Genomic DNA, 21,929 nt, shown 5'->3' on the forward strand with positions numbered 1-21,929 from the left:
TTGGCGTTGGAAGTGTGTCTGCGGTTTTTTGCCTCCGGCGGGCAGGGAAATGATTTCCCGGCACCCTCTACATTGGCGTTGTGGCCCCACTCCAACGCCGAGCGGGTGATCAGATTTGATTGCCTGCGGCGCTACGGGGCTCTCTCCCCCTGCAAGGGGGAGAGTAGGAGAGGAGGTGTCACCGGTTGGCCTGATCCGCTGACATCACAGCAAGCGCAACGGAAGCGCCGCAAGCTATAACCGACTTCTATCCCCCCACATCGTCGCCCCGGACTTGATCCGGGGTCCAGCCGTTCTTCGGTGACGTTGGAGTAGAAAAGCGGGACCCCGGATCAAGTCTGGGGTGACGTGTGGAGAGGTGGGCAGGGCAGGCCCCAACGTAAAGCGCCGCAGGCAATAAACCCCAACCACGTGCCAAGCGGATGGCCCCCACCCCAACCCCTCGCCTAAAGGAGGAGGGGCTACGCAAAAGTCCGGGGGTGCGAGCGGCGTCACGCCCCTGCCGGGTTCCAAGGGCAGAGCCCTTGGAGTCTTGTCCGCGCAGAGCCTCTCCGCAACGCCCCTCAGTGGTGCTCCGGCTCCGCCATCAGTTCGATCAGCACGCCGCCCATGTCTTTGGGGTGGACGAAGATCACGGGCACGCCATGCGCGCCGATGCGGGGTTCGCCGCCGCGCAGCACGGTTGCGCCTTTGGCCAGCAGTTCGTCGCGCGCGGCGATGATGTCGGGCACTTCGAAGCAGACATGGTGCTGGCCGCCCTTGGGGCTTTTGGCGAGGAAGCCGTGCACGGGGCTGTCCGCGCCGAGTGGTTCGATCAGTTCGATCTGGCTGTTCGGCACGTCCACGAAGCAGACGCGCACGCCTTGTTCGGGCAGATCGAACGGCTCGTGGATTTTCGTCGCGCCCAGAAAATCGCGGTAAAGCCTGATGCTGTCCTCGATGGAGGGGGTGGCGACTCCGACGTGATTCAGCCTGCCGATCTTCATGGGGTTCCCTTCTTGCGGTGCGTGCCGGGCATAGGGCGGGTGGGGCGCCCCTGCCAAGACTGTGAATATCATGGCCTTGCCGCACGTGGTTTGAGGGGAGCGGGAGAAACCGAAAGGACAGGGATGACGAGCAGCCTGAGCGCCGAGGAGCTGGACGCCTTTCTGGAGTCGCTGAAGCGGCTGCTGGCGGATCGTTGCACGGAGGGCGATGTGCGCCGGCTGATGGAACAGCCGGGCCATCATGACGCGGACCTGTGGGCGCGCCTGTCTGAGATGGGGGTGCCGGGGCTGCTGGTGGAGCCGGCGCATGGCGGGCTGGGGGCTGGCCCGGCGGTGCTGGAGCGGGCGATGGAGGAGCTGGGGGCGGTGCTGGCCCCCACGCCGATCCTCTCCACCGTGATCGCGACCGCGCTGGTGCAGGGGCTGGGGGATGAAGCGGTTTCGGCTCGGCTGTTGCCGGGGCTGGCCGATGGATCGACCATCGCGGCGGTGGCGCTGACGGGGCCTGCGGCGAAATGGACGGCCGAGAGTGTGGCCGTGGCGGCGATCCCGGAAGGCAATGGCTGGCGGCTGGACGGCAAGGCGGCGTTTGTGTTGCATGCCTCTGCGGCAAACCTGTTGCTGGTGGTGGCGCGCGCGCCGGATGGCATTGCGCTGTTCGAGGTTGAGGCGGGGGCGAAGGGTATGTCGGTTGCGCCGCTGCCCGCCTTTGATCGCACGCTGGACCTTGCGGATATCGGCTTTGAGGGCGTGGCGGCGGTGCGGCTGTCTGCGCCGGGCGATGGCTGGGCGGTTGTGGAGCAGGCGCTGGACATGGGCCGGGTCGCGCTGGCGGGCGAGCAGGCGGGCGGCACCCGCCGGGTGTTCGAATTCACCACTGGCTATGCGCGGGATCGGCACCAGTTCGGCCGCGCCATCGGCAGTTTTCAGGCGATCAAGCATATGGCGGCGGACCTGCTGCTGGAAAGCGAATCCGCCATTTCCGCCGCGCGGCATGCCGCTGAGGCGCTGGCCGATGGCGCGGCGGATGCGCCGCAATCGATCAGCCTTGCCGCCTTCGCCTGCGCTGACGCCTATGTGCGGACCACGGCGGACAGCATCCAGATGCACGGCGGCATCGCCTTCACATGGGTGCATCCCGCGCATCTTTACCTGCGCCGCGCGCGCGCCGACGCCCAGTTGCTGGGATCGTCCGCCGCCATGCGGGAGCGTTTCGTGCAGCAATTGGGAGGCTGAGCCGATGACGGACGAAGAGCTGATCGCCGAGGTGCGCGGCTGGCTGGCCGCCAACTGGAACCCGCGCGACAAGGTGCAGGCCGAAAGTTTCGGCCGCAGCCCCTATCAGTCGTTTCTGGAGAAGGTGCTGGCCGCGGGTTATGCCGTGCCCAGCTGGCCGAAGGAACTGGGCGGGCGGGCGATGACGCCCGCGCAGGGGCGGCTGATCGAGCGCGAGTTCGCCGCCGTCGGCGCGCCGGGCGCCGGGCAGGACCGGCACAATCTGTGGGCGAACACCGCGCTCGCCTATGCCACGCCGGAATTCCGCGACGAGATCGTGCCGAAGCTGCTGACCGGCGCGGTGGGCATGTGCCTGCTCTATTCCGAACCCGGCGCGGGATCGGATCTTGCCGCCGTGCGCACGCGGGCCGACCTTGAGGGCGACCGTTTCCGCGTGAACGGGCAGAAGGTGTGGACCTCCGGCGCAGCGATTGCGGATTATGGCATGCTGATCGCCCGCACCGATTGGGATGTGCCCAAGCATCTGGGAATCAGCTTTTTCTTCCTGCCGATGAAGCAGCCCGGAATCGAGGTTCGGCCGCTGCGGCAGATCACAGACGAGGCGCATTTCAACGAAGTGTTCATCACCGATGCCTTCGTGCCCGCCGCCAACCTGTTGGGGCCGCTGAACGGCGGCTGGAAGGTGTTGCAGACGGCGCTGGCCTATGAACGATCGGTGATGGGCGATGCGGCGCGAGGCCCGCGCAGCGGCAAGGGCAGCCCCAAGGGCGACGGCGCGCTGGTGGAACTGGCGCGCGAGGCGGGCGTGCTGGACGATCCGCTGATCCGGCAGGAGATCGCGCAGGTGACGGCGTGGAAAATCCTGAACCGGATGAACAACGCCCGCGCCAAGGCCGAACTGAAGCGCGGTACGAGTTCGCCGATCATGTCGCTCGGCAAGCTGGCGATGAGCCGCATCCTGCATCAGGAAGCCCGGCTGCGCACCTTGTTGCTGGGCGCGGACAGCCTGCTGGAAGGCCCGGACCACCCCCGCGCCGAAGACGCCAACTTCCTGAGCCTGAACGCCTATTTCACCTCTATCGGCGGCGGCACGGATCAGATCCAGCGCAACATCATCGGCGAACGGGTGCTGGGCCTGCCCAAGGAACCGGAGATCGACCGGACCATGCCGTTCCGGGAGGTGCGCAGCGGGTGACGGGGCTGCGGACCGCAGCTGTTTTCAGCCTTCGATGATCGCGGCGAGTGCGCGGGCGACGCGGTGCAGGGTCTGGCTGTCTGACCACATCGGGTGATCGCGCGTCTGGTCGGCGAGTTCGGTTTCGCGGCCTGCCAATATGCCGCCCAGCGCGCCGCCCATGAACACCAGCCGCTGGTTCAGCAGGTCTGCGGGCATTTCGGGCTTCAGCCGCCGGACTTCATCCAGGCAGCGCTGGTAGCCCGAGTTCCAGCGCCCCGCGAGCGCCTCCATGAACAGCGGCCGGTTGGAAAACTGCAGGGCGACAACGAAGCGGTTGTAGCATTCGCCCCACGCCGGCGGATCGGGATCAACCGAGGTTTCGACCAGAATCTCCATCACCTGCGTGACGCTGCGCAGGCCGCCTGATTCTGCCGCCTGATCGAGGGCGGCGTTGCGGCGATTGTCGATGCGGCGCGCGCCGTCGACGATCAGTTCGCGGATCAGCGCCTCCTTCGATCCGAAATAATAGGTTAGCGCGGCGTGGTTCTTCTGCCCCGCCGCCTCGGCGATCTGCCGCACGCTGACGCCGTCTACCCCGCGCTCGGCGAACAGCTTCAGCGCCACCGCCTTGATATGCGCGGGCGCTTCGGACTGCGTTGTGGAAGGATCGCGGGCCACCTGCCGCTTTTGCCATTTGACGGGCTGACGCGTCAAACATATTTATCCAAGTGGATAAACGGGGAGAGTGGAGGGATATGGAGGGAGTCGACATCCCCGCGCTGGAGCGCTGGATGGATGCTCAGCGCGTCGGCGAAGGGCCGATTGCCGACGCCCGACTGCTGTCGGGCGGCACCCAGAATATCCTGATGCGCTTTCGCCGTGGCGATGCCGATTATGTGCTGCGCCGCCCGCCGCCGGTGCTGCGCGCCAATTCGAATGAGACGATGCGCCGCGAAGCCCGCGTTTTGGCCGCGCTGGAGGGCACTGCAGTGCCGCACCCGCGCCTTGTCGCGGCATGTGGCGACGAGGATGTACTGGGTGTCTCCTTTTACCTGATGCAGCCGGTCGAGGGCTTCAACCCGACGCAGGGGCTGCCAGCGCTGCACGCAGGCGACGCCGCGATGCGCCACCGTATCGGCCTGTCCATGGTGGAAGCGATCGCAGCGCTGGGGGCCATCGACACTCGCGCCGTCGGGCTGGAGGGCTTCGGCAAGCCAGACAATTATCTGGAGCGGCAGGTCGGCCGCTGGAAGTCGCAGCTGGAGAGCTATGCCGATTTTGCCGAATGGCCCGGGCCTGCCGCCATTCCGGGTGTCGAGCGCGTCGCCGACTGGCTCGATGCGCACCGCCCGTCCAGCTTTCGGCCGGGCATCATCCATGGCGATTTCCACCTCGCCAACATCATGGTCCGCCCGGACAGCGGCGACCTCGCGGCGGTGGTGGATTGGGAACTGAGCACCATCGGCGATCCGCTGCTGGACCTCGGCTGGCTGCTGGCGACATGGCCCGAAGGTGACGCGCCGCGCGCAACCGATGTGGCGATCACGCCTTGGGAGGGCTTCGCGACCCCGCAGGAACTCGTCGCCCATTTTGCCGCCGTCAGCGGGCAGGATCTCTCCGCGCTCGACTGGTATGTCGTGCTGGCCTGCTACAAGCTGGGGATCATTCTGGAGGGCACATATGCCCGCGCCGCCGCCGGCAAGGCCCCGAAAGAGACGGGCGACCGCCTGCACGCCCACACAATCGACCTGTTCGAGCGCGCGTTGCGCCGCATCAGCTGAAGGAATGCGCATGAAAGACGATACCGATTTCACCGGGCGGCGGGTGCTGGTCGTCGGCGGATCGAGCGGCATCGGCAACGGCATCGCCCACGGCTTTCGCCTGCGCGGCGCGGAGGTGCATGTGTGGGGCACCCGCGCTTCCGCTGCCGATTATGATCCCGCCGACGGCTCCGACCTGTCCGGGCTGGGCTATAGCGCCGTCGATGTCGGCGATCCCGACGCCATCGAGGCAGTGGCGCTGCCGTTCGACGGGCTGGATGTGCTGATCCTGTGCCAGGGCACGGTCGTCTATCGCCGGGGCGAGTTCGAGCGTGCGGGGTGGGACCGGGTGATGGCCGTCAACCTCGACAGCCTGATGCACATCGCCCGCAAGTTTCGCGCGCAACTGGCCGAAGCGCGCGGCTCCATGGTGATCGTCAGTTCGATCTCGGGGTTGCAGGCCAATATCGGCAACCCTGCCTATGCCGCGTCGAAAGCGGGCGCGATCAGCCTGACCAAGACGCTGGGGCGGGCCTTCGCGGCAGACGGCATCCGCGTCAACGGTCTCGCGCCGGGGCTTGTCGACACCAAGCTCACCAAGGTCACCACGCAGCACCCGGAGCGGCTGGAAGGCGCGCTCGCCAACATCCCGCAACGGCGGATGGGGACGCCGGAGGATATGGCGGGGGCCGCCATTTTCCTCGCCTCGCCGCTCGCCTCCTATGTCACCGGCCACACGCTCATCGTCGATGGCGGCCTCTCACTCTAAGGAAACTGACAGATGAATTTCGAACATAGCGACAAGGTCGCAGCGCTTCTCGCCAAGGTCGAAGCCTTCATGGACGCGCATATCTATCCGAACGAGCAGGCCTATTATGATTTCGTCCATGACCAGAGCAATCGCTGGCAGGAATGGCCGGGAATGGAGGCGCTGAAGGACAAGGCGCGCGCCGAAGGGCTGTGGAACCTGTTCCTGCCGCACGAATATGGCGATCTCTCGCCCGGCCTCACCAATCTGGAATATGCGCCGATTGCCGAATTGTTCGGGCGGGTGCCATGGTCCAGCCAGGTGTTCAACTGTTCCGCGCCGGATACCGGCAATATGGAGGTGCTGGCGAAATTCGGATCGCCCCAGCAACAGGAAAAATGGCTGAAGCCGCTGCTCGCCGGTGAAATCCGCTCGGCCTATGTGATGACGGAACCGCAGGTCGCTTCGTCGGACGCGACCAACCTTGAACTGTCCATCATTCCCGATGGCGACGATTATGTGATCAACGGCCGCAAATGGTGGATTTCGGGCGCGATGCACCCGCGCTGCGACATCTTCATCGTGATGGGCAAGACCGATTTCAACGCGCCGCGCCATGCGCAGCATTCGCAGATTCTCGTCCCGCGCGACACGCCGGGCGTCACGGTTGTCCGCAATCAGACGGTATTCGGATCCTATAATTCGCCGGGCGGCGAATCCGAACTGAGGTTCGACAATGTCCGCGTGCCGAAGGAAAATCTGATCCTCGGCGAAGGGCGCGGTTTCGAGATCGCGCAGGGGCGGCTTGGGCCGGGGCGTATCCACCACTGCATGCGCTCCATCGGGCAGGCGCAGCGGGCGCTGGAATATATGGCGCGCCGCGTCGACAGCCGGGTGGCGTTCGGCAAGAAACTTGCCGATCAGAGCAGCATCCGGCAGGATGTCGCCCGCAGCTTCTGCGAAGTCGAGATGGCGCGGCTGCTGACGCTGAAGGCCGCCGACGCGATGGACCGTTACGGCAACAAGCAGGCGAAAGATCTGATCGCCGCGATCAAGGTCGTCGCGCCGACGATGGCGCAGACGGTGTCGGATCGCGCAATTCAGGCGCATGGCGGCATGGGCGTCAGCGATGATACGCCGATCGCCTATTTCTTCACGCTCAACCGCTATGTCCGCCTGACGGACGGGCCGGAGGAAGTGCATATGTCGCAACTCGGCAAGCAGAAGATCGCCGAATATGTCGCCGCGAACCGGCGCTGAGCGGGACAGGGAGGCCGACGCATGAAAGCCCTTCGCTATTACGGCGCGCACGACATCCGCTATGAAAGCATGGATGATCCGACGCCGCAGTCCGACCGGGACGCGATCATCAAGGTGGACGCCTGCTCGATCTGCGGCAGCGACCTGCATATCTATCACGGCCATGGCTTCTCCGAGGATGTCGGCTTCTGCGTCGGCCATGAAGCTGTCGGCGAGGTGGTGGAGACGGGGCGCGGCGTCTCGCGCCTGAAGGTGGGGGACAAGGTGATGATCCCCGCAGCCGTCGGTTGCGGGGCGTGCCGCCACTGCCTCGCAGGCGTCGTCAACCTCTGCGAATATGGCATGGGTTCCTGCTATGGCCTGTCGGCGAAGCTGCAAGGCTCTCAGGCAGAGGCCGTGCGCGTGCCCGCCGCCGACATCAACGCCGTGCTGATCCCCGATGGCGTATCGACCGAACAGGCGCTGATGATGACCGACGCGCTGGCGACCGCATGGTTCGGCGCGCGCAGCGCCGACATCGTGCCGGGCAGCAGCGTCGCGGTGATCGGGCTGGGGCCGATTGGCCTGATGGCGGTGGAAAGCGCCTTCGTGATGGGCGCGCATGTGGTTTACGCGATCGACCCGATTGCCGAACGGCGCGCGCTTGCCGAGGCAGCGGGCGCGATCGCGCTGCATCCGGGCGAAGCGGTGGAGACGATCCGCGAAGCGACGAAGGGCCGCAGGCTGGACTGCGCGATCGAGGTCGTCGGGCGCGACGAGACGGTCGACCTTGCGCTGCGGCTGGTCCGCGCGCGCGGCACCGTGTCAGTGATCGGCGTGCAGCAATCGCGGCGCTTTGCCTTCCCGCTGGAACGCTTCTTCGTCGGCGGCCAGACCTTCCGCGCCGGCACCTGTTCCGTGCCGGAGGAACTGCCGACGCTGTTCCCGCTGGTGCAATCGGGGCGGCTGAAACCGGAAAAATATATCAGCCACCGGCTGCCGCTCAGCAAGGGAACAGAGGCCTACGCCCTGTTCGACGCCCGCGACGCAGGCGCGCTGAAGATGGTGCTGACACCCGATTGAACCGCGACCTGCGGCGCGCAAACGCTTCAATGGGGAAAGCAAAAGGCCCTTGGGTTCCAAGGGCCTGATGCTTCAGAATCGACTGTTGGGTTCGCCCCTGTCCGGAAGGGCATTTGTTTAGAAGGGAACGTCGTCGTCCATGTCGTCGAACGAGGTGGCTGGCTTGCTGGCGTAGCCGCCGCCGGAGGGGGCGCGGGAAGGCGCAGGCGCCGGGCTGCCGTAATCGTCTCCGCCGCCATAGCCGCCCGATCCACCGCCTTCGCGGCGGCTGTCCAGCAGGGTGAGTTCGCCGCGGAAGCGGCCGACATAGACTTCGGTGGTGTAGCGATCATTGCCGTCGCGATCCTGCCATTTGCGGGTGCGCAGCTGGCCTTCCACATAGACCTTCGAACCCTTGCGCAGATATTGTTCGGCCACGCGGATCAGATTGTCATTGTCCAGCACCACGCTGTGCCATTCCGTGCGCTCCTTGCGCTCGTTGGTGGCGCGGTCTGTCCAGGATTGGGAGGTGGCGATCCTGAGGTTGGCGATCCGGCCGCCGCTCGGGAAGCTTTTCACTTCCGGGTCCGCGCCCAGATTGCCGACGATGATCACCTTATTGACGCTGCCAGCCATCCGGCCTGTCTCCCAATTTGAATTGGCCCATGCGATAGGCCAGCAATCGGGGGCCTAGCAAGGGATTCGGCGGCCATGGTCAGCGGGCTGGAAGATGCAGGGGCGTTGATGACGGCTGGCGCGGCCGCGCGGGAGATTGATCCGTCACGCGCGACGGAGGAGGTGCATGAAGGCAATTGCCTGAACTGCGGCGCGCCGCTGCACGGGGCCTATTGTAGCAATTGCGGGCAAAAGGCGCATCTGCACCGCTCCGTGCTGCATGCCGTGGAGGAATTTCTACACGGCATCCTGCATTTCGACAGCAAGCTGTGGAACACGCTGCCGCTGCTGATCTTCCGGCCGGGCAAGCTGACACGGGATTATGTGATGGGCCACCGCGCGCGTTACATCGCGCCGGTCGCGCTGTTCCTGCTGACGATCTTCACCACCTTCCTCGTGTTCGGCTTCATGCCCACCCCCGTGCTGAACAATGGCGAAGCGATCCAGATGACTGGCAAGGATCGCGAAGCCGCTGCTGCGCGGATGAAGGCGGAGCTAAGCACAGTCGATGCAGAGCTAGCGACCGCGCGGGGCGCGCTGAAAGCCGATCCGGGCAATGCGGACCTGTCCGCCGAGGTGAAGCGGCTGGAGACGGCGCAGACGGTTGCGGATGCCGCGATGAAGCAGCTGGAGAGCGGGGGTGTGGCGGCGTCTGCCACCGACCTGATCGGCGCGCTAAGCGACGCTTCGAAAAGCGGCGAGATGAAGATGAATCTGACCGACAAAAATCTGGAGGCCAAGATCCGCCGCGCGCTGGGCGACCCGGAGTTCATGTTCTATAAGATGAAGCAGAAGGGGTATAAGCTTTCCTTCCTGCTGGTGCCGCTGTCCCTGCCGTGGATGCTGCTGCTGTTCGCATGGAAACGGGGGGTGAAACCCTATGACCATGTGGTTTTCCTGCTCTATTCCATCAGCTTCATGTCCATGCTGGCGCTGGTGGCGATGCTGCTGAGCAGCTTCACCAATCTGCCATCGGGCTTTTACGCCTTCCTGCTGATCGTGGTGCCGGTGGCGCATATGTTCGCGCAACTGAAGGAAGGCTATGCGCTGGGTTGGTTTTCCGCCGCGTGGCGGACCGTGGCGCTGGCGACACTGGCGGTGGTGACTTTGGCGGGGTTCTTTGTGGGGATTTTGTTGTTGGGGTTGCTGGATTAAGGGGTGCTGGGGCTTGCCTCCGGCGGGGCGGGCTCTGTCCGCCACCCGGCAGGGGCGTGACGCCCCTGCACCCCCGAACTTTTTCTTAGCCCCTCCCCTGCAGGGGAGGGGTTGGGGTGGGGGCCATCCGCTTGGCGCGAGGTGGAGTGTTTTGTGCCTGCGGCGCTTTGGAGTGTGTTCCACCCACCTCTCCACACGTCACCCCGGACTTGATCCGGGGTCCAGCTGGTCTTTGGCAACGTTGCGGGTGGAAAGCTGGCCCCCGGATCAAGTCCGGGGTGACGGTTGTGGTTGGTGGGCTTGTTCAGGGGCCTTCGACCCTTCGGCAGGCTCAGGACTCAGGCTGAGCGGGTGGGGAGGTTTTGGGTTTGTTGTGATGTCAGTGGATCAGGCCAACCGGCGACACCCCCTCTCCAACTCTCCCCCTTGCAGGGGGAGAGAGCCGCGTAGCGCCGCAGGCAATCGAATCTGATCACGTCCACGACGCTGGAGTTTCGGCACAACGCAAACTTAGAGGGTGCAGGGAAATCATTTCCCTGCCGGGTGCAGGGCAGAGCCCTGCCCGCCGGAGGCAAAATCCCCCGCCTCCGCTAACCCAACCCCAGTGCCATCGCCGCATGATAGGTCACCCCGGCGGCGATATAGGCCAGTGCCGTGAGGTAGCCGAACATGAACAGCGGCCATTTCCAGCCGCCGGTTTCGCGGCGGACGACCGCGAGGGTGGAGAGGCATTGCGGGGCGAACACGAACCAGGCGAGGAAGGCGAGGGCCGTGGGCAGCGGCCAGCTGCCGCTGAGCCGTTCGATCAGGCCGGAGGTGTCTTCATCGTCTGCGTCCAGCGCGTAGATGGTGGCGAGCGCGGCGACGGCGACTTCGCGGGCGGCCATGGCGGGCAGCAGCGACATGGCGATTTCATGGTTGAAGCCGATGGGGCGCACCAGCGGCTCGATGGCGTTGCCGATGCGGCCGGCGATGGAATATTCCACTTGGCTTTGCGGGTGTCCTTCCGGCACGGCGGGGAAGCTGGCGAGCGCCCAGAGCGCGACGGTGACGCCCATGATGATGGTGCCGGCGCGCTTCAGGAAGGCGCCTGCGCGCAGCCACAGGCCGACCAGAATGTCGCGCAGCGCGGGCAGCTGATAGCTGGGCATTTCCATCATGAAGCTGGGGGGTGGGCCTTTGGTGACGGTGCGTTTCAGCACGAAGGCGGCGGCCATCGCGCCGAGGATTCCGCTGAGGTAGAGGATGAACAGCACGAGGCCCTGCAGGCCGACGGGGCCGAACACGGATCGGGCCGGGATGAAGGCGGCGATGATCACGGCATAGACGGGCAGCCGGGCCGAGCATGTCATCAGCGGCGCGATGAGGATGGTGGTGAGGCGGTCGCGCGCGTCCGGGATGGAGCGGGTGGCCATTATGCCGGGGATGGCGCAGGCAAAGGAGGAGAGCAGCGGGATGAAGGCCGCTCCGTTCAGGCCGACTGAAGCCATCAGCCGGTCCATCAGGAAGGCCGCGCGCACCATGTAGCCCGAGCCTTCCAGCACGAGGATGAAGGCGAACAGGATGATGATCTGCGGCAGGAAGACGATAACGGAGCCGACGCCCGCCAGCAGGCCATCGTTCAGGAAGGAGCGGAAAACGCTGTCTGGCAGGATGGACGAGACGATGCCCTGTGCCCATGCGATGCCGGATTCGATCCAGCCCATCGGCGCTTCCGCCCACGAGAAAACGGCCTGAAACATCAGGAACAGCAGCAGGGCGAGGATGATCGGCCCGGCGACGGGGTGCAGAAGCACGGCGTCCAGCTTGCGGCTGGCGGCGCGCGACTGGCCTTCCGCCAGCGTCACGGATTTGGCGATGGCGCGGGCTTCGCGGCCCAGCTTGCGCGGGTCTGCGGGTGTGAATTCGGGCTGGGGCGCGGGTGTGGTGCCCGATGTGGGAAGCGCGCGCTCCACGGCGGCGAGCAGCTCGTCGAGGCCGCGCTTGCGCACCGCGACGGTGCCGATCACGGGGATGCCGAGTTTTTCAGACAGCAGCGCGCTGTCGAGGCTGAGGCCGTCCCGTGCGGCCATGTCCATGCGGTTCAGCGCCATCACGGTGGGGATGCCCAGCCGCATCGCGTCCAGCGCGAAGCGCAGATGGGCCGCAAGGTTGGTGGCATCGGTGACGATCAACACCGCATCCGGGCGGGATTCACCCGGTTGCAGGCCCAGCAGCGTGTCGCGCGTAACGGCTTCGTCCAGCGAATGCGGGATCAGGCTGTAGCAGCCGGGCAGGTCCAGCAGTTCCACGCGGGTGCCGGAGGGCAAAGCGAGATCGGCGGATTTCCGCTCCACGGTGACGCCGGGATAGTTGCCGACCTTCTGCCGCGCGCCGGACAGCGCATTGAACAGGCTGGTTTTTCCGGCATTGGGGTGGCCGACGACGGCGACCAGCGGCTGACGGCGGGCGGCTGCGGTTGGCTTCAGACTTTCGGTGGCTGTCGTCATGCCGCGTCTGCCAGCAGAATATGATGGGCGAGCGCGCGGCGCAGCGCCACCACGGAGCCATCGACGCGGACCGCGATCGGATCGCCGAGCGGGGCCTGATGGATCACTTCCACCAGCGCGCCTTCATCGAACCCAAGCTCGATCAGGCGATGGGCGAGCGGCCCGGCGGAGGGGGCGATGCCCGCGACACTGGCGGTGCGGCCGGCGGCGAGCGTGTCGAGAGTCTGATTGGTCACTTGCGAGCGACTATCAATATAAGCCCGGAAAGGGAAGCCGCCCGCGACGTTCGGCGCGGTCAGCCCTCCACCGGATAGCGCAGGCGGCCGAGGAATCGGCTGAGGCTGGGGCGTTCATCGGCGGGGCGCAGGCGGGCCTTGGCCTTTTCGATCTGCATCACATTGGCGATCCGCCTGTCGAGGAAGGCCCATGTGTCGGCGCTGCCCTCGCTGTCGTCGTTCAGCCAGTAGAGCAGGGTGGCGGAATAGACGGCGGCGGCCAGCGCGCGCTTGCTGTAATGATTGAAATCCGTCGCCGTATCACCTGCAACGCGCCAGATGCTGTCGGCCGTGCGCCACGACAGGCGGGCGGCGAGCGGGGCGTTCTGCGGCTGGGCGAGCAGGTGCATGGCGCGGCGGATGGCTTCCTTGTGCGAGGCCGCCTGCTCCAGCCGGGTGCGGATGGCGAGGGTAATTTTCTCCCGCACCTTCAGCGCGTTGAACTCGGGCGTGGCGAGTGCCGCGCGCATCTTCGCATCGGCCAGCGCGGTGTGGGTGTCCAGCATCTCTGCCACGCCGGGAAGGGCGAGTCGGGCAGTGGCGGGCAGGATGCCGATATCGGTGGCGGCAGCTTCCAGCGCGGTGCGGCCCCAGCCATCGAACGGAATGTGGGGGAGCATGGCTTCGGCGAGCACGGGTTTCAGCTCGTCGAGCGTCATGTCGGCGGGGGAGAGCGGGTTGGCCATGGCCTTGTTCTAAGGCGTTTCGGCAGCGCATGGAAGGCGGCGGCTTGCCGCGTGTTGGTTTGGCGTCGCGCGTTCCGCTTGCCGGTGGGAGCCTGCTTTGCTATGGGCGCGCCAGCGACGCCGGGGCCACCGGCGGCGATACCGATTCTTTTCGGGTTGCCGCAGGGCTGTCTGGCCGGTGTTAATTGATTGAATTCTTTCCGGGAAGGTGCTGATCCTTTTATGCAGATCATCGTTCGCGACAACAATGTCGATCAGGCGCTGCGGGCGCTCAAGAAGAAGCTGCAGCGTGAAGGCGTCTATCGTGAGATGAAGCTGCGCCGCCATTATGAGAAGCCGTCGGAAAAGCGCGCCCGCGAAAAGGCCGCTGCCATCCGCCGCGCCCGCAAGCTGGACCGCAAGCGCGCCGAGCGCGACGGCCAGCGCTGAGCTGACCGAGCATGGCTGAAGCAGCGACCGGGGGCCACGGCCTCGGGAAATGGATTGTGGCGGGCCTTGTGCTGGCGCTTGGCGCGGTGAGCCTTGCGGTGGCCGGCACGGCCGCGCAGCGCGCCCCGGCGCGGGAAGCTGGCCAGTTCCTGAAGACCAACGCGGAGAAGCCCGGCGTGACGACGACTGCAAGCGGCCTGCAAGTGGAAATGCTGGCGGCGGGCGAAGGCCCGACGCCCACCATCAGCGACACGGTTGCCGTGCATTATGAAGGCCGTCTGGCCGATGGCACGGTGTTCGATTCCAGCTATCAGCGCGGCCAGCCGGCGATCTTCGGCGTGGCAGACGTGATCCCGGGCTGGACCGAAGGGCTGCAACTGATGCGGCCGGGCGGCAAGGCGCGCTTCACCATCCCGCCGGAGCTTGGCTATGGCGCGCAGGGCGCTGGCGGCGTGATCCCGCCCAACGCGGTTCTGGTGTTCGACGTGGAGCTGCTGGCCATCGCGCCGAAGAACTGATCTTCACGATACACCCCGATTGACGGCGGCCGGGTGCATAGGCACCTTGGTCGCCGTTTTCGTTTCAGAACAGCGTTTGAAAACAAATGGTAAGGGGTGCGTGCACATGGATTTCGGCGAATCCATCAAGACCTGCCTTCGGAAATACGCCACATTTTCCGGCCGGGGGCAGCGGTCGGAATATTGGTGGTTTTACCTGTTCACCCTTCTGGCTAGCGTTGCTGCGACGTTCGTTGACGCCGCTCTCTTCTCAAGAGAGTGGTCCGAGAACGGGCCTGTCGGCCTTGGGGTTTCCGCTGCGTTTTTGGTGCCCAGCCTCGCTGCGACCAGCCGTCGGCTGCATGACGCCAACCTGAGCGGCTGGTGGATGGTGCCTCCTTTCGTGGTGATTGCACTATCTGTAATCTTCATGATTATGCGCTTGAGATCGGATGTCACTGTCATAGGATCGCCCACAGTGCTGATCGCGATTGCGGCCCTGGCAGGTATGGGCACGTTTGGACTGCTGCTCTACTGGCTGATCAGGCGCGGCACCGCCGGACCGAACCGCTTCGGGCCGGATCCGTTGAAGCCTGTTCAGGTCGATGGCGTGTTCTGAGACCGGTGCCGCGCTCAGCGGCGTCGTGCTGAGGAATTGTCCCTAAGCATATCCCGATTGACGGCGGCCGGGTGCATGGGCACCTTGGCCGTCGTTTTCGTTTGAGAACGGCGTTTCAAAAAGCAAATGGTGAGGGGGCGTGCACATGGAATTCGGCGAAGCCATCAAGACCTGTTTCCGGAAATACGCCACATTTTCTGGCCGGGCGCAGCGATCTGAATATTGGTGGTGGTATCTGTTCAATTTCCTTGTCGTCGGTGGAGCGACCATCATCGACATCGCGATTTTCGGCGTGGGACCAGACAAGGTTCAGCCGATCAGCGGTATTCTTTCCCTTGGGTTCATGTTGCCAAACCTGTCCGTGACGTGCCGCCGCCTTCATGATGGCAACCGGCGTGGCTGGTGGATGCTGCTTCCGCTTCTGACTTTTATCCCTCTGATGTTTCTTTTCGCGGGCGCGGCCAAACCGCAACCTTCATTTGCAATGGGCGGAGTTACCATAGTCGTTGGGTTCGGTACGATTGGCCTGCTGCTCTATTGGCTGATTAAGCGCGGCACTGACGGGCCCAACCGCTTCGGGCCTGATCCGTTGCGCCCGGTTTATACTGAAGGCGTGTTCTGACACTGGCGCGGCGCGCATGGGCGGGGCATAGCTTGGCCATGCGCGCTGCCTTGTTTTTGCTCTGTCTTGCCGCGCCGCTGGCGGCGAAGCCGGTGCCGTTGGTGGAGCTGGAGGCGGACCCGATCCCGTTGACACGCGTGCAGATGAAGCGCGGCGGCGTCGATGTGCGGGTGAGTCTGGGGTTCGACAAGGCGCTGCTGCTGAACCTTGCGCCCGCGCAGCAACTGGGGCTGAAGCCCTTTCCGCTGATCGGCAAGTTCAAGGTGAAGAACCCGCAGATTCCGGGCGGGGAAGCGATGATCCGCGGCAATTTCGTCTCCGGCGATGTCGGCGGCACCGGTATGCAGAAGCTGCCGACCATCTGGATCGACAAGGATGTGGTGGTGCCGCCGCAGCAGGGCATCGTGTCCGTGTTGGCCTTCGATGCGGATCGGGTGCGCATCCGCAACCTGCGCGCGCCAGCGGGCGGGCAGGTTTACCGGCTGGCCCGCGCCGGGAAAACGGATGCCGAAGTGAAGCTGAATCTGGGCGGTGAAACGCTGCGGCTGATCTTTGATTTCACCAGCGAACGCAGTGTGATGAACGCCCGCGCCGCCGCCGTGCTGGAAAGCGAGGGGATGGTGCGTCGCACTGGCCGGGTGGGGTTGTGGAGCCCGGTTCCCGCCTTTGCCGTTCCGGTGGAATTGCTGAGGCCGGAACCCGGCGCGAAACTTCAGGGGCTGCCGCTGTTCGATCCCGTCGTCCGCATCAGCCGCGCTCGCGCGGAGGAACTGGACGCCCGCGCCGCCGCCGGAATCACCGGAGACAGCGAGGATGACCCGGACGCCATCGTGGTGACAGCGGAGCGGGAAAAGGGCCGCCGCCGCGAGCCGTGGATATTGATCGGCCGCGACGTGCTGCGCTTTTGCGGCACGGTGGAACTGGACCGGCCCGGCGCGGCGTGGGTGCTGACCTGCCAGTTTCCGGGTTAGGCGGCCAGTTCGCGCAGTTCCGCCTCCAGATCGGCGAGGCTGTCTTTCCCGAAGAACAATTCCTCGCCCACAAGGAAGCTGGGGATGCCGAACACGCCCTTGTCCACGGCGGCCTGCGTGTTGGCGACAAGGCGCTCTTTAATCGCAGGGTCTTGTGAAAGCACGAGAATCTGCTCGGCGGGCAGGCCCGCTTCGGCCAGTGTTTCGGCGAGGATGGCCGGATCGTCCAGCTTGCGCGGGCGTTCCCACATATAGGGCAGCATCGCGTCCACATAGGGTTTCAGCAGGCCGATGCTCTCTGCCGCGACGGCCCCGCGCATCAGCGCCAGCGTGTTCACCGGGAAATGGGGGTTCATGGTGAAGCGTTGCAGGCCGTGGCGGCGGATGAAACGCTGCATTTCCCGGCCCTGATAGGCGATCTTGGCGGGAACATTGGCGAAGGCCAGCATGGGGGCCTGATTGCCCGTCGCCTTGAAGATGCCGCCCAGCAGCACGGGCACATAGGTGAAGGTCGCCCCCGTGCGGGCTTCGATTCCGGGGATCAGCTGATGCGCGAACCAGGCGTTGGGGCTGCCGAAATCGAACCAGAATGTGACGTCCATTGGTTGGCTCCTCACCATGTTTCGCCATAGGGGCGCAGATCGAGTTCGTGCGTCCATGCGTCTCTCGGCTGGTTGTGCAGCATCCAGTAAGTGTCTGCGATGGAAGTGGGATTCATCAGCGCGCCTTCCGGAATTTCGCCGCCGCCGCGCGCGGCGAAGCGCTCACGGACAAACGCGGTATCCACGCCTGCGTCGATCACCAGATGCGCGACATGGATATTCTGCGGCCCAAGCTCGCGCGCCATCGCCTGCGCCGCCAGCCGCAGCCCGGCCTTGGCAGACGCAAAGGCGGCATAGCCCTTGCCGCCGCGCACGGAAGCCGTGGCCCCGGTGAAGAACAAGGAGCCGCGCCCATGCGCCAGCAGGCGGCGCGCGCCTTCGCGGCCCGCGAGGAAGCCCGCGTAGCAAGCCATTTCCCACACCTTGCGGAACACGCGCTCGGTCGTCTCCAGCAGGGGGAAATTCACGTTCGCGCCGACGTTGAAGATCACAACTTCCAGCGGCGCGGCGGCGTCTGCTGCGTCCAGAAAGGCGATGACCTGTTCCTCGCTGCGGGCGTCCAGCGTGTGCGCGGTGAAGCGGCCGCCTGCGGCCTCGATTTCGGCTGCCAGCGGGGCAAGCTTTTCGCCCTGCCTACGGCCGCCATGCACATGAAAGCCTTCGGCGGCAAAGCGGCGGCAGATGGCGGCCCCGATGAAATCGCCTGCGCCGATCACGGCGACGCTGGCGTTGCGCGGCTGCACCATCCAATTCCCTCCCGAGTCAGTTTACTTTTGGAACTGTATCGGGCAGGGTTCTCGGGCTGTCAAGAAGGAGGCGCGCGCATGAAGTGGACCGAGCTGGAGGCCGCCGATTGTTCGCTGGCCCGCGCGCTGTCTGCGGTGGGGGATCGCTGGACGCTGCTGATCCTGCGCGATGCCTTCCTGAAGGTGCGGCGCTTCGAAGCGTTCGAAGCGAGCCTTGGCATCAGTCGCCGCACATTGACGGAGCGGCTGGAGGCGCTGGTGGCGGCCGGAATCTTCGAGCGGCGGCCCTATCAGGAAAAGCCCCTGCGCCACGAATATCGGCTGACGGAGAAGGGGCTGGGGCTGTATCCGGCGCTGCTGGCGCTGATCCACTGGGGGGATGAATGGGTTGCCGGGCCGGAAGGGCCGCCGGTGCGCCACCGGCATAAGGGCTGCGGCCAGCAGTTTCGCAGCGTGATCAGCTGTTCGGAATGCGGCGAGCCGGTGACGGCGCGCGACGTGATCGCGGAACGGCGGGGCGCAGCCGCAGGCTGACGCCCCGCTGTTGACTTAGCCCTTCCGCTTCATCGCGTTGGGCTTGCCGCCGCCGGGCTTGCCGGCTTTGTCTTTCCAGGGCTTGGCGGCATGCGGCTTTGCGGGGCCGCCGTGCGGTCTTGCAGGCCCTGTGTGCGGACGCGGCGCTGCGGCTGCCTGCGGGCCGGGGCGGCCGCCATCCAGCTGCTCGAACTGCACGCCGGATTCATCGTCTCCGCCGTCCTGCGCGGTGCGGCGCACGGCGGCTGCGAAGCGGGCGGCGCTGGCGCGCGGAATGGCGAAATGGGTTTCGGCCGCCTGAATGCGGATCGCGCCCACTTCGGATCGGGTGAGGTGGCCGCGACGGCAGATCAGCGGCAGAATCCAGCGCGGATCGGCGTTCTGGCGGCGGCCGATGCTCATGCGGAACCACACCACATCGTCGAAGCCGGGGCGATGTTCCTTGGCGGTCGCGGTTTCCGGCTTGCCGCCATCCAGCATGTCTTCCGGCGCGGGCAGCTTGGCGCGGCTGGCTTTCAGCAGTTGCGCGGCCAGCTGCTCCGGCGTGCGATCCGCCAGCAGTTGCGCGATGAGGTCGGCGTCGCCTTCCTCGATTTCCACTGGTTGCAGCAGGTCGTGCAGCAGCCGGGCGCGGTCCTTCTCGCGGATTTCCTCCGCCGTGGGCGGGCGGCGCCATTCCGCCGTGATGCGGGCGTCGCGCAGCAGCCCTTCCACCCGGCGGCGGCGCGGATAGGGCACCAGCAGGATGGCAGTGCCCTTGGCCCCGGCGCGGCCCGTCCGGCCGGAGCGGTGTTGCAGCGTTTCCGCATCACGCGGGATTTCCACGTGAATCACGAGGCTGAGGCCGGGCAAATCGATGCCGCGCGCTGCCACATCGGTGGCCACGCACACCCGCGCGCGGCGGTCGCGCAGGGCCTGAAGCGCCTGATTGCGCTCAGACTGGCTGCTTTCGCCCGACAGCATCACCGCGTCGAAGCCGCGTTCGGACAGGCTGGCGTGCAGGCGGCGGACATTTTCCCGCGTTGCCGCGAACAGGATCGCGGTGTCCGCTTCGTGGAAGCGCAGCAGGTTCACCACGGCATTTTCAATGTCAGACGGGGCGACGGTGACGGCCTGATAGCTGATGTCGCCATGGCCGCGATCTTCGCCCACCGTCGAAATGGTGAAGGCATCACGCTGGTAGCGCTTGGCCAGCGCCACGATCGGGCGCGGCATGGTGGCGGAAAACAGCAGCGTGCGGCGGCCTTCCGGCGTGGCGTCCAGAATCTCTTCCAGATCCTCGCGGAAGCCCATGTCCAGCATTTCGTCGGCTTCATCGAGGATGGCGACGGAGAGGCTGCCGAGGTCGAGCGCGCCGCGCTCCAGATGATCGCGCAGGCGGCCCGGCGTGCCGACCACCACATGCGCGCCACCGGCCAGCGCCCGGCGTTCGCGCGCGGCATCCATCCCGCCCACGCAGGTGACGACGCGCAGTTGCGCCCCGGCATAGAGCCATTCCAGCTCGCGGCTGACTTGCAGCGCCAGTTCCCGCGTGGGGGCGATGGCGAGCGCGAGCGGCGCGAAGGCGTGGCGCGCCTTCCCCTCTTCATCCAGCAGTTGCGGCGCGATGGCGAGGCCGAAGGCGACCGTCTTGCCGGAGCCGGTCTGCGCGGAGACGATCAGGTCTCGACCCGCAGTTTCCGGTTGCAGCACGGCCGCCTGCACGGCGGTGGGTTCGGTATAGCCACGGGCGGCAAGCGCCTCGGCAAGGAGGGGGAGGGTGGGGAAGCTCAACTGGGTGTCCATCGGAAAAAGGGGCGCGGCCGAAACTGGCCGGGTGCGCATAAGCCGGGGCGTATGAACGCACACTGTGGCGTTGCTGTGGCGGTTTGCGAAAAAATGACGATTATACTCTTCGCGAACGAGTATCGCTTGCCTGTCTCTGTCCCGCTCAGGCTGACCTCCTCCACCCGCTCAGGCTGAGCTTGTCGAAGCCCCGGACGGGAAAAGAGCGAAGGCTGAGCCGGGCTGGGCATGCCCGATGGGGCTTCGACAAGCTCAGCCTGAGCGGGGGGATACGGGGGGGTGCTTCAGCCCTTTTTCGCCAGCAGCGCTTCCAGCCATTTGATGCTGTAATCGCCAGAGCGGAAATCCGGCTCGTCCACCAGCCGCTGGTGCAGCGGGATGGTGGATTTGATCCCGCCCACCACCATTTCCTCCAGCGCCCGCTTCAGCCGGGCGATGGCCTGTTCGCGGCTGTCGTCATGGACGATCAGCTTGGCGATCAGGCTGTCATAGGTGGGGGGCACGCGATAACCGCTGTAGAGCGCGGAATCGATGCGCACGCCGGGGCCGCCCGCCGCGTGAAATTCGCTGACGAGGCCGGGGGAGGGCGCGAAGGTCTGCGGGTCTTCCGCGTTGATGCGCACTTCGATGGCGTGGCCGCTGAGCGTCACCTGATCCTGCGTGCGGGACAGCGGCAGGCCTGCGGCGACATTAATCTGTTCCTTCACCAGATCCATGCCCGTCAGATATTCCGTGACGGGATGTTCCACCTGCAGCCGGGTGTTCATCTCAATGAAGTAGAATTCATTGTTTTCCCACAGGAATTCAATGGTTCCCGCGCCGCGATAGTGCATGTCCGCCATGGCCTTGGCGCAGATCATGCCCATGCGTTCGCGTTCCGGGGCGGAGAGCACGGGGGAGGGGGCCTCCTCCAGCACCTTCTGGTGGCGACGTTGCAGCGAACAATCCCGCTCACCCAGATGGATGGCCTTGCCCTTGCCATCGCCGAAAATCTGGAACTCGATGTGGCGCGGGTTCTTCAGATATTTTTCAATGTAAACAGCGTCATGGCCGAAGGCGGCCTTGGCTTCCGCGCGAGCCTGCCGGAACGCGCCCTCCAGCATGGCGTCATTTTCCACGACCTTCATGCCGCGTCCGCCGCCCCCGGCGGCCGCCTTCACCAGCACCGGATAGCCGAATTCCTCGGCCACCTTGCGGGCGTGCTCCACCGTCTCCACCGCGCCGTCCGATCCGGGCACCAGCGGCAGGCCCAGCGCGCCTGCGGTGCGCTTCGCCTCCACCTTGTCGCCCATGGTGCGGATATGCTCGGGCTTCGGCCCGATCCAGGCGATGCGATGCTCCTCCACGATCTCCGCGAAGCGGGCGTTTTCGCTGAGGAAGCCATAGCCGGGGTGGATGGCATCGGCCTGCGCGATTTCGGCAGCGGCGATGATGTTGGGGATGTTCAGATAGCTATCCGAAGCGGACGGCGGGCCGATGCAGATGGCCTCATCCGCCAGCCGCACATGCATGGCGCTGGCATCCGCCGTGGAGTGGACGGCGACCGTCTTGATGCCCATTTCGCGGGCGGCGCGCAGCACGCGAAGCGCGATTTCGCCCCGGTTTGCGATCAGGATCTTGCGAAACATCGGCAGCT

Annotated in this window: 23 protein-coding genes; 13 read left to right on the plus strand and 10 right to left on the minus strand. The window is 65.7% G+C overall.

The window, feature by feature from the left end:
* Nucleotides 1–563: 563 nt before the first annotated feature.
* The gene (mce, locus tag FJQ54_RS00830; protein WP_140926410.1) at nucleotides 564–986 is read right to left on the minus strand and encodes a methylmalonyl-CoA epimerase; all 423 of its coding nucleotides are present in this window, start codon (nucleotides 984–986) and stop codon (nucleotides 564–566) included.
* Between the two features lie 123 nt (nucleotides 987–1,109).
* Between mce and FJQ54_RS00835 the strand changes: the two genes are divergently transcribed.
* On the plus strand, nucleotides 1,110–2,222 hold the full coding sequence (locus tag FJQ54_RS00835; RefSeq protein ID WP_140926412.1) for an acyl-CoA dehydrogenase family protein: 1,113 nt from the start codon (nucleotides 1,110–1,112) through the stop codon (nucleotides 2,220–2,222).
* Nucleotides 2,223–2,226: 4 nt separating this feature from the next.
* Nucleotides 2,227–3,417: an acyl-CoA dehydrogenase family protein gene (locus FJQ54_RS00840; RefSeq protein ID WP_140926413.1), complete on the plus strand. Its 1,191-nt coding sequence runs from the start codon at nucleotides 2,227–2,229 to the stop codon at nucleotides 3,415–3,417.
* Between the two features lie 24 nt (nucleotides 3,418–3,441).
* On the opposite strand, the gene FJQ54_RS00845 is transcribed toward FJQ54_RS00840, so the two are convergent.
* Complete coding sequence (locus FJQ54_RS00845) at nucleotides 3,442–4,077, minus strand: TetR/AcrR family transcriptional regulator (RefSeq protein WP_140926415.1); 636 nt, start codon at nucleotides 4,075–4,077, stop codon at nucleotides 3,442–3,444.
* A gap of 77 nt (nucleotides 4,078–4,154) precedes the next feature.
* On the opposite strand from FJQ54_RS00845, the gene FJQ54_RS00850 reads away from it, so the two are divergent.
* Genes FJQ54_RS00850 through FJQ54_RS00865 form a run of 4 tightly spaced genes read left to right on the plus strand, consistent with a single transcriptional unit; the run spans nucleotide 4,155 to nucleotide 8,229 of the window.
* Entirely contained in the window at nucleotides 4,155–5,180 is a 1,026-nt protein-coding gene (locus FJQ54_RS00850) for a phosphotransferase family protein (RefSeq protein WP_140926417.1), read from the plus strand.
* 10 nt (nucleotides 5,181–5,190) lie between these two features.
* The gene (locus tag FJQ54_RS00855; protein ID WP_140926419.1) at nucleotides 5,191–5,928 is read left to right on the plus strand and encodes an SDR family NAD(P)-dependent oxidoreductase; all 738 of its coding nucleotides are present in this window, start codon (nucleotides 5,191–5,193) and stop codon (nucleotides 5,926–5,928) included.
* A gap of 12 nt (nucleotides 5,929–5,940) precedes the next feature.
* Nucleotides 5,941–7,167, plus strand: a complete 1,227-nt coding sequence (locus FJQ54_RS00860; RefSeq protein ID WP_140926421.1) for an acyl-CoA dehydrogenase family protein — start codon at nucleotides 5,941–5,943, stop codon at nucleotides 7,165–7,167.
* Nucleotides 7,168–7,188: 21 nt separating this feature from the next.
* Complete coding sequence (locus FJQ54_RS00865; protein WP_140926423.1) at nucleotides 7,189–8,229, plus strand: alcohol dehydrogenase family protein; 1,041 nt, start codon at nucleotides 7,189–7,191, stop codon at nucleotides 8,227–8,229.
* 117 nt (nucleotides 8,230–8,346) lie between these two features.
* Here FJQ54_RS00865 and ssb read toward each other — a convergent pair whose 3' ends face one another.
* Nucleotides 8,347–8,844, minus strand: a complete 498-nt coding sequence (ssb, locus tag FJQ54_RS00870; RefSeq protein WP_140926425.1) for a single-stranded DNA-binding protein — start codon at nucleotides 8,842–8,844, stop codon at nucleotides 8,347–8,349.
* A 75-nt stretch (nucleotides 8,845–8,919) separates the two neighbouring features.
* Here ssb and FJQ54_RS00875 point away from each other — a divergent pair, with 75 nt between their 5' ends.
* A complete protein-coding gene (locus FJQ54_RS00875; RefSeq protein WP_140926427.1) occupies nucleotides 8,920–10,038 on the plus strand; it encodes a DUF3667 domain-containing protein in 1,119 nt (372 codons plus the stop codon).
* Nucleotides 10,039–10,628: 590 nt separating this feature from the next.
* Here the strand turns inward: FJQ54_RS00875 and feoB are convergent.
* Genes feoB through FJQ54_RS00890 form a run of 3 tightly spaced genes read right to left on the minus strand, consistent with a single transcriptional unit; the run spans nucleotide 10,629 to nucleotide 13,488 of the window.
* On the minus strand, nucleotides 10,629–12,527 hold the full coding sequence (feoB, locus tag FJQ54_RS00880) for a ferrous iron transporter B (protein ID WP_140926429.1): 1,899 nt from the start codon (nucleotides 12,525–12,527) through the stop codon (nucleotides 10,629–10,631).
* Nucleotides 12,524–12,763, minus strand: coding sequence for a FeoA family protein (locus FJQ54_RS00885; RefSeq protein WP_207790331.1), 240 nt, complete (start codon nucleotides 12,761–12,763; stop codon nucleotides 12,524–12,526). Before FJQ54_RS00885 ends, feoB begins: the two co-directional genes overlap by 4 nt.
* 59 nt (nucleotides 12,764–12,822) lie before the next feature.
* Nucleotides 12,823–13,488, minus strand: a complete 666-nt coding sequence (locus tag FJQ54_RS00890) for a COQ9 family protein (RefSeq protein ID WP_140926433.1) — start codon at nucleotides 13,486–13,488, stop codon at nucleotides 12,823–12,825.
* Between the two features lie 222 nt (nucleotides 13,489–13,710).
* Between FJQ54_RS00890 and rpsU the strand changes: the two genes are divergently transcribed.
* The 5 genes from rpsU (at nucleotide 13,711) to FJQ54_RS00915 (ending at nucleotide 16,626) form a co-directional block, all read left to right on the plus strand.
* Complete coding sequence (gene rpsU / locus FJQ54_RS00895) at nucleotides 13,711–13,917, plus strand: 30S ribosomal protein S21 (protein WP_140926436.1); 207 nt, start codon at nucleotides 13,711–13,713, stop codon at nucleotides 13,915–13,917.
* A gap of 11 nt (nucleotides 13,918–13,928) precedes the next feature.
* The gene (locus tag FJQ54_RS00900) at nucleotides 13,929–14,435 is read left to right on the plus strand and encodes an FKBP-type peptidyl-prolyl cis-trans isomerase (protein WP_140926438.1); all 507 of its coding nucleotides are present in this window, start codon (nucleotides 13,929–13,931) and stop codon (nucleotides 14,433–14,435) included.
* Nucleotides 14,436–14,541: 106 nt separating this feature from the next.
* A complete protein-coding gene (locus tag FJQ54_RS00905; protein WP_140926439.1) occupies nucleotides 14,542–15,033 on the plus strand; it encodes a DUF805 domain-containing protein in 492 nt (163 codons plus the stop codon).
* A gap of 145 nt (nucleotides 15,034–15,178) precedes the next feature.
* The gene (locus FJQ54_RS00910; RefSeq protein WP_140926440.1) at nucleotides 15,179–15,655 is read left to right on the plus strand and encodes a DUF805 domain-containing protein; all 477 of its coding nucleotides are present in this window, start codon (nucleotides 15,179–15,181) and stop codon (nucleotides 15,653–15,655) included.
* Nucleotides 15,656–15,693: 38 nt separating this feature from the next.
* Complete coding sequence (locus tag FJQ54_RS00915) at nucleotides 15,694–16,626, plus strand: hypothetical protein (RefSeq protein ID WP_140926441.1); 933 nt, start codon at nucleotides 15,694–15,696, stop codon at nucleotides 16,624–16,626.
* Here FJQ54_RS00915 and FJQ54_RS00920 read toward each other — a convergent pair.
* On the minus strand, nucleotides 16,623–17,228 hold the full coding sequence (locus FJQ54_RS00920) for a 2-hydroxychromene-2-carboxylate isomerase (protein WP_235890252.1): 606 nt from the start codon (nucleotides 17,226–17,228) through the stop codon (nucleotides 16,623–16,625). The genes FJQ54_RS00915 and FJQ54_RS00920 overlap by 4 nt on opposite strands.
* Before the next feature lie 11 nt (nucleotides 17,229–17,239).
* Entirely contained in the window at nucleotides 17,240–17,974 is a 735-nt protein-coding gene (locus FJQ54_RS00925) for an SDR family NAD(P)-dependent oxidoreductase (protein WP_207790332.1), read from the minus strand.
* A gap of 78 nt (nucleotides 17,975–18,052) precedes the next feature.
* Between FJQ54_RS00925 and FJQ54_RS00930 the strand changes: the two genes are divergently transcribed.
* A complete protein-coding gene (locus FJQ54_RS00930; RefSeq protein WP_140926443.1) occupies nucleotides 18,053–18,508 on the plus strand; it encodes a winged helix-turn-helix transcriptional regulator in 456 nt (151 codons plus the stop codon).
* A 15-nt stretch (nucleotides 18,509–18,523) separates the two neighbouring features.
* On the opposite strand, the gene FJQ54_RS00935 is transcribed toward FJQ54_RS00930, so the two are convergent.
* A complete protein-coding gene (locus FJQ54_RS00935; RefSeq protein WP_235890253.1) occupies nucleotides 18,524–20,293 on the minus strand; it encodes a DEAD/DEAH box helicase in 1,770 nt (589 codons plus the stop codon).
* 284 nt (nucleotides 20,294–20,577) lie between these two features.
* Nucleotides 20,578–21,921, minus strand: a complete 1,344-nt coding sequence (gene accC / locus FJQ54_RS00940; RefSeq protein ID WP_140926444.1) for an acetyl-CoA carboxylase biotin carboxylase subunit — start codon at nucleotides 21,919–21,921, stop codon at nucleotides 20,578–20,580.
* Nucleotides 21,922–21,929 lie beyond the last annotated feature (8 nt).

This window comes from Sandaracinobacter neustonicus (assembly GCF_006385875.1).
GTDB lineage: Bacteria > Pseudomonadota > Alphaproteobacteria > Sphingomonadales > Sphingomonadaceae > Sandaracinobacteroides > Sandaracinobacteroides neustonicus.